The organism is Cryobacterium sp. M15, assembly GCF_002929675.1.
GTDB classification, from domain to species: domain Bacteria; phylum Actinomycetota; class Actinomycetes; order Actinomycetales; family Microbacteriaceae; genus Cryobacterium; species Cryobacterium lyxosi.
In genome coordinates this window covers 222,486-233,638 of the sequence record NZ_PJJW01000040.1, presented here as the reverse complement: position 1 = coordinate 233,638, position 11,153 = coordinate 222,486, and the positions used below count along the sequence as shown (strand labels likewise).

Here is an 11,153-nt window from a genome sequence, read left to right as displayed (position 1 = left end):
CCGCGAGAGCAGGGCTCGGCGTAGGCACCCTGTTCGGAGGCACGCTTGCACGGTTACTGCAGGTGGCCGGCCTTCTCCATTTGTCGCAGTTCACGCTTGAGCTCGGAGAGCTCATCGCGCAGGCGCGCGGCGAGCTCGAACTTCAGCTCCCCCGCAGCCTCGAGCATCTGCGAGTTGAGATCGGCGATGATCGATTCGAGGTCGTTGGCGCCGTTCGCGGCGAGGCCGACCCGCCGGTTGGGACTGGAACTCTTGCGCCGAGCATCTCGGCCGGCGAGAAGTTCGGCGGTGTCCGCCTCCTCTCGGGCGAGGGCCTCGGTGATGTCACCGATGCGTTTGCGCAGCGGCGTCGGGTCGATGCCGTGCAGGGTGTTGTATGCGACCTGCTTCTCCCGGCGACGGTCGGTCTCGTCGATCGCTTTCGCCATGGATGCCGTCAGTCGGTCGGCGTACATGTGTACCTCGCCGGAAACATTGCGGGCGGCTCGACCGATGGTCTGGATGAGGGACGTGGCCGAGCGCAGAAACCCTTCTTTGTCGGCATCGAGGATAGCGACGAGGGATACCTCGGGCAGGTCGAGGCCTTCGCGCAGCAGGTTGATGCCGACCAGCACATCGTAAATACCCGCACGGAGCTCGGTGAGGAGCTCGACTCGACGCAGGGTGTCGACGTCGGAATGGAGGTAGCGTACGCGCACCCCCGCTTCGGTGAGAAAGTCGGTGAGATTCTCGGCCATTTTCTTGGTGAGCGTTGTGACCAGCACGCGCTCATTGCGTTCGGTGCGCTTTTTGATTTCTTCAAGCAGGTCGTCGATCTGTCCGGCGCTCGGCTTGACGATGATCTGGGGATCGATCAAGCCGGTCGGGCGGATGATCTGTTCGACGATGCCATCGGCGATACCCATCTCGTACTTGCCCGGCGTGGCCGACAGGTACACGGTCTGACCTACTCGGTTCTTGAACTCGTTGAACTTGAGCGGTCGATTGTCCAGCGCGCTCGGCAGCCGAAAGCCGTGGTCGACCAGGGTGCGCTTTCGCGAGGAATCCCCCTCGTACATGGCACCGATCTGTGGCACGGTCACGTGCGACTCATCGATGACCATGAGAAAGTCGTCGGGAAAGTAGTCGAGCAGGCAGTGCGGTGCCTCCCCCGGCTCACGCGCATCAATGTGACGGGAGTAGTTCTCGATGCCGGAGCAGAACCCGATTTGCTCCATCATCTCGAGGTCGAAGGTGGTGCGCATGCGCAGACGCTGGGCTTCGAGTAGCTTGCCTTCACGTTCGAGCACCTCGAGGCGTTCAGCAAGTTCGATCTCGATGGTGCCGATGGCACGGCGCATGACGTCGTCGCTTGCGACATAGTGCGACCCGGGAAAAACAGATACCGAATCGAGTTTCTTGACGATGTCACCGGTGAGCGGATGCAGGCTGTAGAGCCCCTCAATCTCATCGCCGAACATCTCGATGCGAATAGCGAGCTCTTCGTACATCGGGATGATCTCGATCGTGTCGCCGCGCACTCGAAAATTGCCTCGCGAAAAATCGACATCGTTTCGTTTGTATTGCATAGCTACGAATTTGCGTACCAACCAGTCGCGGCTGACTTTCTGGCCTATCTGCAGCGCGATCATGGCGTCGAGATAGCCTTGCGGCGTGCCGAGCCCGTAGATGCACGACACGGTGGACACCACGATGACGTCGCGGCGGCTCAGCAGCGAATTGGTGGTGGAGTGCCGCAGCCGTTCGACCTCCTCATTGATCGAGGAGTCCTTTTCGATAAACGTGTCGGTCTGCGGAACGTAGGCCTCGGGCTGGTAGTAGTCGTAGTACGAGACGAAGTACTCGACCGCGTTGTTGGGCATCAGGTCGCGAAATTCGTTGACCAACTGAGCCGCGAGAGTCTTGTTGTGGGCAAGCACGAGCGTCGGGCGTTGCACCTGCTCGATCAGCCAGGCAGTTGTGGCTGACTTGCCGGTACCGGTGGCTCCAAGCAGAACGATGTCGGTTTCTCCGGCATTGATGCGGGCGGTCAGGTCGGCGATGGCGGACGGCTGGTCGCCGCTCGGGGTGTACTCACTGACCACTTCAAACGGGTTCACAGAGCGCGTGGGTTCCATGCCCTCATTGTACAAAGGGGGTCTGACAGTCAGCCTTCGTAGGTGGACTATGGCGTGGGGGCATCGTCGATCTCTTCACCCGCGCCAGCTTCACCCGCGCCAGCTTCGGCCGCCCGTATGCGAGTCCACAATGCGTCGACCTGGGACAGAGTCGCTTCGACGGTGCCGTTGTTGTCGATGACGACATCAGCCAGGGCGAGGCGGTCCGCGTCACTCGCTTGCGCGGCAATGCGGTGGGTAGCTTCCTCACGCGACAGTCCACGTAACGCCACCATGCGCTCGATTCGGGTCTCAGCATCTGCATGCACGACAACGATCAGATCGAACGTGACCAGACCGCCGGCGATGGCCTCGGCCAGGAGCGGAACGTCGTATACGACGATAACGTGAGGGTCGGCGGCGACCGCGGCGGCGACCCGATCGCGAGTGAGCCGCCGTACCGCCGGATGCGTGATGGCGTTCAGCCGCTGTCTCTGAAGCGCGTCGGTGAAAATGATGGCGCCCAGCGCTGGTCGATTCAGCGTGCCGTCATTCAGCAGGATCGTGTCGCCGAACTCCGCGACGATTGCGGCGAGGCCGGGCGTTCCAGGTTCGACCACTTGACGGGCCAGCTGGTCGGCGTCGATTCCGATGGCACCCCAGGAAGCCAGGCGCTTCGCCACGGTGCTCTTGCCCGACGCGATTCCGCCGGTCAGTCCAATCAGATACATTCCGCCATGCTATCCGCTGCGCCGTCGGCGCCGAGCGGAGGCGACCCCCTGCATCAACACCGCCCTGCGTGCATCGGTCTACCCGAGGGCTCGCTGAATCTCGGCCAGCAGTTCCGCACGGTCGATGTCAGGCTCGTTCGCCTCGACCACACCCTTGTTTTGGGCCGCTGTCCAGCGTGTCCGGGTTGACGGTTTCTTCATCTTGGTCGACAACGAGGATGGTGCGCGTCTGCGGCCGATCCGGACGGAGACCCAGCAGGGCGAGTGAGGTCTGCAGCTCGGCTGGCTGGAGTGGTTTCTCCAGAACGGCAGCAGCCCCCCGGCTCAGCGCCATGCCCATGTCCGTCAGGCCATCGATGATGATGACCGGTGCGGATGCCAGCCCCAGCGCATCGTGCAGTTTCAGCAGGAATTTCCAACCGTCCATTCCAGGAAGGTGCACGTCGAGGGTGATCAGCCTCAGCGGAACGCGCCGAGCGATCTCGAGAGCTTCCTCGCCGTTCGCAACCGTGATCACCCGAAATCCTTCCGTCTCCAGGAGCAGCCGCAGGAGCTCGGCCGATTGGGGATCGTTCTCGACGACAAGCGCCGTCGAGTGACTCTGCATGGTGATGCTGCAGACGATGGATTCAGTGAGGCTGGGCGGCGCTGCGTCGACGGCAGCGGGGCCTCCCGTGCTGTCTGAGGGATGAAAACTATTCATGAAATTCTCCGATGGGGCTGTGGTTCGTGGAACTGGTGTGCACGGGCGAATTCATCCAGAAAACAGGTTCTCGTGGGGAAGTTGGAGGTGCGCGGCAATCCTGAAGATATCGGGACGCGCCAAAGAGGAGAAAATATCCTCACTATCAGGTATAGCACGAAGTTTCAGAGGTCCACGGTCAGCCCGAGCACGACCGCGACAAATACCCAGCGCCTGTGGCATCCGGCTCAACCGCAGGTGTTACGTCAACCGTGGGTGTCGGATCCGTCCGTTACACGACACAGCGGGCCGCACCCCGAAGGATGCAGCCCGCTGTTGGGGATGTAGCTGTGGTGCTAGTTGCCGCCGGAGAGCTTCTCGCGGAGAGCCGCGAGTGCTTCGTCGTCGGCGAGCGTGCCGGCGCCAGCCGACTCGCTCGAGAAGGCCGATCCAGCCGGTGCGACGTCGCTGGGGGCAGCGATCTCGTCGTTCGCGGTCGAAACCTGCTTCTTGTGGGCTTCCCAGCGAGCCTGGGCAGCAGCGTAGTCCTGCTCCCACTTTTCGCGCTGCTCGTCGAAGCCTTCGCGCCACTCGTTGGTCTCGGAATCGAAGCCTTCGGGGTACTTGTACTGGCCCTTGTCGTCGTACTCGGTGAGCATTCCGTAGAGCGCCGGGTCGAACTCGGTACCGTCGGGGTCGACGCCATCGTTGGCCTGCTTGAGGCTGAGCGAGATGCGGCGACGCTCGAGGTCGATGTCGATGACCTTCACGAAGACCTCGTCGCCGACCGAGACAACCTGCTCGGCGAGCTCGACGTGCTTGCCGGAGAGCTCGCTGATGTGAACGAGGCCCTCGATGCCCTCGGCTACGCGAACGAACGCACCGAACGGAACGAGCTTGGTGACCTTACCCGGTGCAACCTGGCCGATGGCGTGGGTGCGTGCGAATACCTGCCACGGGTCTTCCTGCGTTGCCTTGAGGGACAGCGAGACACGCTCGCGCTCGAGGTCAACTTCGAGGATCTCGACGGTGACTTCCTGGCCAACTTCAACGACCTCGCTGGCGTGCTCGATGTGCTTCCAGCTGAGCTCGGAAACGTGAACCAGACCATCGACGCCGCCGAGGTCGACGAACGCACCGAAGTTGACGATCGAGGAGACGACGCCCTTGCGGACCTGTCCCTTCTGGAGGTTGTTGAGGAACGTGGTGCGGCTTTCGCTCTGCGTCTGCTCGAGCAGGGCGCGACGTGACAGCACAACGTTGTTGCGGTTCTTGTCGAGCTCGAGGATCTTCGCTTCGATCTCCTGGCCCAGGTACGGGGTCAGGTCGCGAACACGACGAAGTTCGATGAGCGATGCCGGCAGGAAGCCGCGCAGGCCGATGTCGACGATGAGTCCACCCTTGACGACCTCGATGACCGAACCGGTGACAACACCGTCGGACTCCTTGATCTTCTCGACGTCGCCCCATGCACGCTCGTACTGAGCCCGCTTCTTGGACAGGATGAGGCGGCCTTCTTTGTCTTCTTTCTGAAGAACGAGGGCCTCGACCAGGTCGCCGACCTTGACGACCTCAGAAGGGTCGACGTCGTGCTTGATGGAGAGTTCGCGGGAGGGAATGACACCCTCGGTCTTGTACCCAACGTCGAGGAGAACCTCGTCGCGGTCGATCTTCACAACGGTGCCTTCAATGAGGTCTCCGTCGTTGAAGAATTTCAGAGTCTTTTCGACCGCGGCAAGAAAGTCTTCAGCAGATCCAATGTCGTTGATGGCGACCTGCTTGGGTGCCCGTTCGGTCGTTGCGATTGTCATGTAGTAGTTGCTCCAGGATGGACAAAATCGGGCCATACGCGAAAAAGTCGTACAAGTGTTGAGGATGCTCAGCGGCAAAAAACCCGGGGAACACTCCGCGCATGGCAGCGGATAGGCGTCACGATTGTGACACTTCAGTTTAGCCACCCTGAGCGACGAGGAGCAACTCGGTGTCCAGCGCGGCTGCCCTGCCGTCGGAAAGCTGCTATCGAACGACCACGATCTGCCCGGCGGCGCCGCGTTCAGCGTCTGTCATGGCGTGCGTCACGAATGGATAGGTACCTGCTTCAGAAAAGCTCAGCTCCACAAACCCGCCCTGCGCCGGCGCGAGCGCCAGCGCCTGACTGCCGCCGGTGCCGGTGCTGCCGCCGTCACGCAGCAGATATTCACCCTCCACGTACACCGTGTCGAACTGGCCCCCGACGATGTGGAAGGAACTCGCCAGGTTGGGCCCGGCATCGATTACCCAGAAGCGGATGCGCTCGCCCACCTTCGCGCGGAGCGGCTGATCCTGATATTGGTTGGCATAACCATTGAAGACAACGAGGTCGGGGGCGGCGGCGGCAATCTTGTCGGAATCGGCAACGCCTCCCTGCGGCCCGAGGTAGAACTCAGACTGGACCAGCAGGTATTCCCGGTCGACCGGGTCGAGTCTGGCGGGATCGATGACGACAGCCCCGAACATGCCGTTGGCGATGTGCAGCGACATCGGCATCGTGGAGCAGTGGTACAGCCAGACCCCGGACCGCGTGGCGGTGAAGGAATACTCGAGGGTTTCGCCCGGATCGATCGTGCGCATGGGACCGTCGGGGGCGAGCGCGCCGGCGTGGAAGTCGAGGGAGTGGCCGATCGAGGCCTCGTTGACCAGGGTGATCGTGAAGGTGTCGCCGACTTTTCCGCGCAGGGTCGGGCCTGGCGCAGTGCCGTTGAACGGCCACAGTGCCTGGGTCACTCCTGGGGCGACCTCGATCTCGGTGTCGCCGACCCGGAACGTGTAATCGTGGTGGGTTTCGGCCGATGCAGGCAGCAGGGCGGCATCGCGCGCCACGAATCCCGGCGAGGGCGGAGACTGGGCTCCGAGGTCGTCGGCGGCGGATGCTTCCGAGTCCGTCGCACCGGATCCGGCGTGGTCGGCCGCAGCATCCGTCGCTGCGGACCCCGTGACGACGATCTGCAGCACCATGCCCATCTGGCGGTGGCCGGCAATGGAACACCAGCCTTCACTGCCGGCGGCCATGATTCCGGCGTCGACGATGACGGTCTCCTCCGGCGCGACCCGGCCCGAGGTCAACCCATTCGCGAGGGTGAGGTCATGCACGGCGGTGTCGCCGTTGGTGACGGTGAGTTCGAGCCGGTTGCCGGAGGGTACCGTCAGGATTGACGGTGAGAACCGCATGTCCAGCATGGTCACGGTCGCCTCGGTGACCTCGCCCGAGGCGATGCTCGCGTTGGCGCCCTGAGTGGTGAGCGACGCCGTACCGACCCCGGCCGTGACCGGGTCGAGTGCGATACCCGCGGTGACGGCCAGAACGAGAGCGCCGACCGCGGCGGCGGCCATCCCACTGCGCGTGCGGCGCGGGCCCACCGCACCTGCCGGGACCGCTGTGAGCCCGGCGACCGGAGCGGACCCGGCACGGGAGCGGATGCGCCCGCCCGCCGCGACCGCGCGCACCAGCAGTACCAGAAAGCTCAGCAGCACCCCGAACACCAACAGGGACAGCACGACCTTGACCAGGCTCGGTACCGGCAGGAGGTACAGCACGATGCCGCCGTTGGTGACGAGCAGGCGAAACAGCGGCGCCCGGTTGAGTTCGAGGGCGGCAGCCCTACCGGCTTGCGGTCCGCCGCCGGAAACCATCGGAACCAGGTAGCTGAGGGCGCCGAGCAGCAGTTGCGCACTGAAGCCGGCCAGCAACGGAATCACCAGCCAGCCGAGGCGGGCGACGGCGTCGGCCGGGGTGGCCGCAGTCGCGACCACGACACCGAGCGCCGCAACACTGAATGCGAGCCAGGCCATTGAGGCGGCGAGGCTCCAGCCGGCGAAAGTCGTCGGTGGCGCGTGCCGGGCCTGCCGCACGGCCTCCCGCGTGACGGGTACGAGTCCGAGCAGGTAGAGCACGCTGCCGGCCCCGACACCGAGCGGCACTCCGGCCAGGCTGGCGCCGGCGACGACCGTTACGCCGGCGGTGAGTAAGGGAAGGGCGGTGCGGGCGGCGGCATCCGTTCCATCACCGAGCCGGGTACGCAGCACCGTGGGCCAGAGCAACAGCAAAGTTCCCACCGCGGTTAGACCGACCCAGCCGAGCACGTTCAGGGCAATGTGCGCCACGTAGAGGCGAGCGTGCAGGTCGCCGCCCGTCCCCGGGTTCGCCATCCAGATGCCGAGGCCTACCCCACCGAAGAGACTCACCGCGGCGACGACGTAGTAACGCACGAGCGAACCGAAGCGGGTGGGTTTCGCCCGGCGGAGCTCGCCGCCCAGAAGGACCGCATGCAGCACCGCAACCGCGCCGACCAACACGCCGCCCACGAGCACCACGACGAACAGGTTCAAAATCATGCCGATCATCACGAGAATGGCCCCAAGCGTGTGCCCGACCAAGCGAACGATCAGCGACCGGCGCCCATCGAGTGCCGGCCGTCGCACCAGGGTATCGGCGAAATGCTGGCTCCAGATGATGATCGCCGTACTGACTGCGCCGAGCAGCAAAAGATGCACCATGAACCAGTTGGCAACCGGAATGCCCTGATGGGCCAGAACAACGACGCCGAGTACGGCGAGCCAGGCGGCGATGACGGCGTTGGTCTGCAGATACCACGTGCGGCGGGCATGCACGCGGGCCGAGACGAGACTCATCATCGATCTTTCCGAACGGGCCTCGCGGGTTTAGCCTGGTGTACCGGGCCGAGCACCGCGGAGACCACAGCGATGACGATGAACAGCAGCAGGGCTGTGATGTTGAGTGATCCGCCCAGCTGTAGCAGGTGGGGCAAGCCGCGCGCATCGCCGAACAGCACCCGCAGCACGAGCGAGGCGTGCAGCAGAGCTACGGGTAGGTACATGATCGGCCGATACGGTAGCGGGCGGTGCAGCACCGCCGGCAGAATGACGGGCGCGTGCGCCATGATCATCGAGAGCGTGAACCCCAGCAGTACCGCATGGATGACTGCGTCGTAGGTCGCGCCGCTCGTCGCGGCGCCTTCGACGAGCCAGATTCCGCCGGCGACGACCAGCCAGGCATACCCGCTGAGCAAGCAAGCTGCCATGTACCTCGGAAGCCCGAACGACCCCAGCGTGCGGCGTGCGACGTCGTGCAGAAACAGCCAGCAGACCACCCAGAAAAGGGCCAGGCCAAACAACGGGTAGCCAAATGCGGGCACGCACAGGGCGAGCGAGACGCATCCGGTCAACGATAGCGACGCCCACAGCAGGCCTCGTCCGGGATGGGTGCCGCGCAGGGTCAACCGCGCGAGTTCGAGGCGTTCGCCGGCGATGGTGAGCACGAGGAAGGCGCTGAACGCCGGGATCAGGTGGGCAACGGGAACGTTGGCGAGCCAGAGAATCGCGGCGACTTGGAGGTTGACGCCGCCGAGGAACTGGATCGCGATGGCTGTCATCGCCTGCCGTCGCCAGATGCTGCGGTAGATCAGCAGCAGGCCGAGCGCACCGACCGCGATCGCGGTACGTCCGAGCCAGGACGGCAGCGGCGCCAGCACGAGCAGGCTGCCGAAGCCGAGCAAGGCCGGGGCGGTGAACGCCCACCACCTCTTGATGGCGACGGCCCGTTCCAGCACAATTAGGGTACCCACGAAACCGAAAACCATCAGCGCACCGTGGGACGCGGCGACGCGGTCGGCGAGCGGCGGAACGTCGAAGCCGAGCAGGGCCGTCGCCGCGTATAGCCCAAGCAGCAGCGACGCCCCGGCTGGAGCCAAAAACAAAAAACGGATGCCCGTGCGATCAATCACGGCGCGGCGGGACTCCGGCCGAACCTGCACTGGAGCGGTGACGCCCGTCACTTGCTCCGGCGGAGATACAGAGCAGGAATCGAACGGGGACGACTCGGGGGGACGCACCTGTTCAGTTTACCGAGCCCTATATGCTCGCTGAGGACTGCGTCACCCCTGCCCGTTACGCCAGTGCCGACCGCAGGGTGTCGAGGCCAACGCCGCCAAGGTCCAGGGCGCGACGATGAAATTCCTTGACCCTGAAGTTCGTTCCCTCGCGAGCGGCACACTCGTCGCGCAGCTGCTCCCAGATGCGCTGGCCCACCTTGTACGACGGCGCCTGGCCCGGCCAGCCCAGGTAGCGGTTGACCTCGAACTTCACGAAACTCTCGTTCATGTTGACGTTCTGACCAAGAAATTGGAAGGCATAGTCTGAAGTCCACGGGCCCGAACCGTCTGGCAGGGTCTTGCCGAGATGCACGCCGATGTCAAGGACTACACGAGCGGCGCGCATTCGCTGCCCGTCGAGCATTCCGAAACGGTCTGCCGGGTCGTCGAGGTAGCCGAGTTGTTCCATCAGTCGCTCGGCGTAGAGCGCCCAGCCCTCGGCGTGCCCCGACGTGCCGGCCAGCTGGCGGCGCCAGGTATTGAGCTTGGCCCGGTTATAGACGGCCTGGCCGATCTGCAGGTGGTGGCCGGGCACGCCCTCGTGATAGACGGTGGTGAGTTCGCGCCAGGTGTCGAATTCGGTCACTCCGACGGGTACTGACCACCACATGCGTCCGGGGCGGGAGAAGTCGTCGGTGGGGCCGGTGTAGTAGATGCCGCCCTCTTGGGTTGGCGCGATCATGCACTCGATGGTCTTGATCTCGTCGGGAATGTCGAATTGGGTTTCGGCGAGGTCGGCGACGGCTTTATCGCTGGTTTTCTGCATCCACTCCTGCAAGGCCTGCGTGCCGTGCAGTTTGCGTTTCGGGTCAGTGTCGAGGTAGGCGATGGCTTCGAGTACGCTCGCACCGGGTTTGATCTGGTCGGCGATCTTTTCTTGCTCTTCCACCATGCGAGCGAGTTCTTCGATGCCCCATTCGTAGGTTTCGTCGAGGTCGACAGTTGCGCCCAAAAAGCGACGGGAGGCGAGGGTATAGAGATCACGACCGATCGCGTCGTTTTCGGTGGCTCTACCCTCGAGTTCTGTGGTGAAGAAAGTGGCCAGTTTGTCGTAGGCGGTCGCTGAGCGGCGTGCGCCCACACCGAGGTCTGTGACCAGGGACGCCGGCAGTGCGCCATCGTCCGCAGCGGCGTTCGCGGTGAACTCGGCGAAGAACCCGTCGCTGGCTGCGTGGCGCTGCGCCTGGGCGAGCACCTCGCGCACCTGCCGAAGAGCCGGCGTCACGCCGCGTTCGATGCCGAGGCGCAGCGTGTCGATATACCCGTCGATGGCTGCGGGCAGATTGCCGAGCCGGGACGAGATGTTGGCCCAGTCGTCAACGGTCTTGGTCGGCATGAGGTCGAAGATCTCGCGAATCTCCTGCGCCGGGGATGCAATGACATTGAGGTCGCGCAGCTGTAACTCGGCGTCGGAGCTTTCCACGGTGAGGGCCAACTCGCTGCGCAGGTCGGTCTGGGTGACGTCATCGACGCTGTCGACCGGGTGGGCGGCATCCAGCTGGGCAATGGTCTTCTTCGCCTCGGCGACGAATCGTTCGTGGCCGGCGGGGGAATAGTCGCCGTAACGACCATCCCCCTCGGTGCGGCCGATGTAGGTACCCACCGTTGGGTCGAGGTCGACGAGGGTGTCCACCCACTCTTCAGCGATCTGGTCGATGGCCGTTGGCGTGCGCTGGATGTCGTGTGTCATGCCCCGAGCCTAGGACACGAGGGTTTC

At 64.1% G+C, this 11,153-nt stretch carries 7 protein-coding genes; all 7 read right to left on the bottom strand.

The window, feature by feature from the left end:
* Positions 1-53: 53 nt before the first annotated feature.
* The 7 genes from uvrB to CXY83_RS14225 all read right to left on the bottom strand — a co-directional run bounded on the left by uvrB (position 54) and on the right by CXY83_RS14225 (position 11,126).
* Positions 54-2,117, bottom strand: coding sequence for an excinuclease ABC subunit UvrB (uvrB, locus tag CXY83_RS14255; RefSeq protein WP_104197968.1), 2,064 nt, complete (start codon positions 2,115-2,117; stop codon positions 54-56).
* 47 nt (positions 2,118-2,164) lie between these two features.
* Entirely contained in the window at positions 2,165-2,827 is a 663-nt protein-coding gene (gene coaE / locus CXY83_RS14250; protein WP_104197967.1) for a dephospho-CoA kinase, read from the bottom strand.
* 127 nt (positions 2,828-2,954) lie between these two features.
* Complete coding sequence (locus CXY83_RS14245; protein ID WP_104197966.1) at positions 2,955-3,530, bottom strand: response regulator; 576 nt, start codon at positions 3,528-3,530, stop codon at positions 2,955-2,957.
* 335 nt (positions 3,531-3,865) lie between these two features.
* Positions 3,866-5,320, bottom strand: coding sequence for a 30S ribosomal protein S1 (gene rpsA / locus CXY83_RS14240; RefSeq protein ID WP_092448535.1), 1,455 nt, complete (start codon positions 5,318-5,320; stop codon positions 3,866-3,868).
* Positions 5,321-5,525: 205 nt separating this feature from the next.
* Positions 5,526-8,177 carry a multicopper oxidase domain-containing protein gene (locus tag CXY83_RS14235; RefSeq protein ID WP_104198113.1) on the bottom strand — a complete coding sequence of 884 codons (2,652 nt, stop codon included), beginning with the start codon at positions 8,175-8,177 and terminating at the stop codon, positions 5,526-5,528.
* Positions 8,177-9,289 carry a hypothetical protein gene (locus CXY83_RS14230; protein WP_199184975.1) on the bottom strand — a complete coding sequence of 371 codons (1,113 nt, stop codon included), beginning with the start codon at positions 9,287-9,289 and terminating at the stop codon, positions 8,177-8,179. The genes CXY83_RS14235 and CXY83_RS14230 overlap by 1 nt, the downstream gene beginning before the upstream one ends.
* A 163-nt stretch (positions 9,290-9,452) precedes the next feature.
* Positions 9,453-11,126 (bottom strand): DUF885 domain-containing protein, encoded by a 1,674-nt coding sequence (locus CXY83_RS14225; protein ID WP_104197965.1) that lies wholly within the window; start codon positions 11,124-11,126, stop codon positions 9,453-9,455.
* Positions 11,127-11,153: the final 27 nt, after the last annotated feature.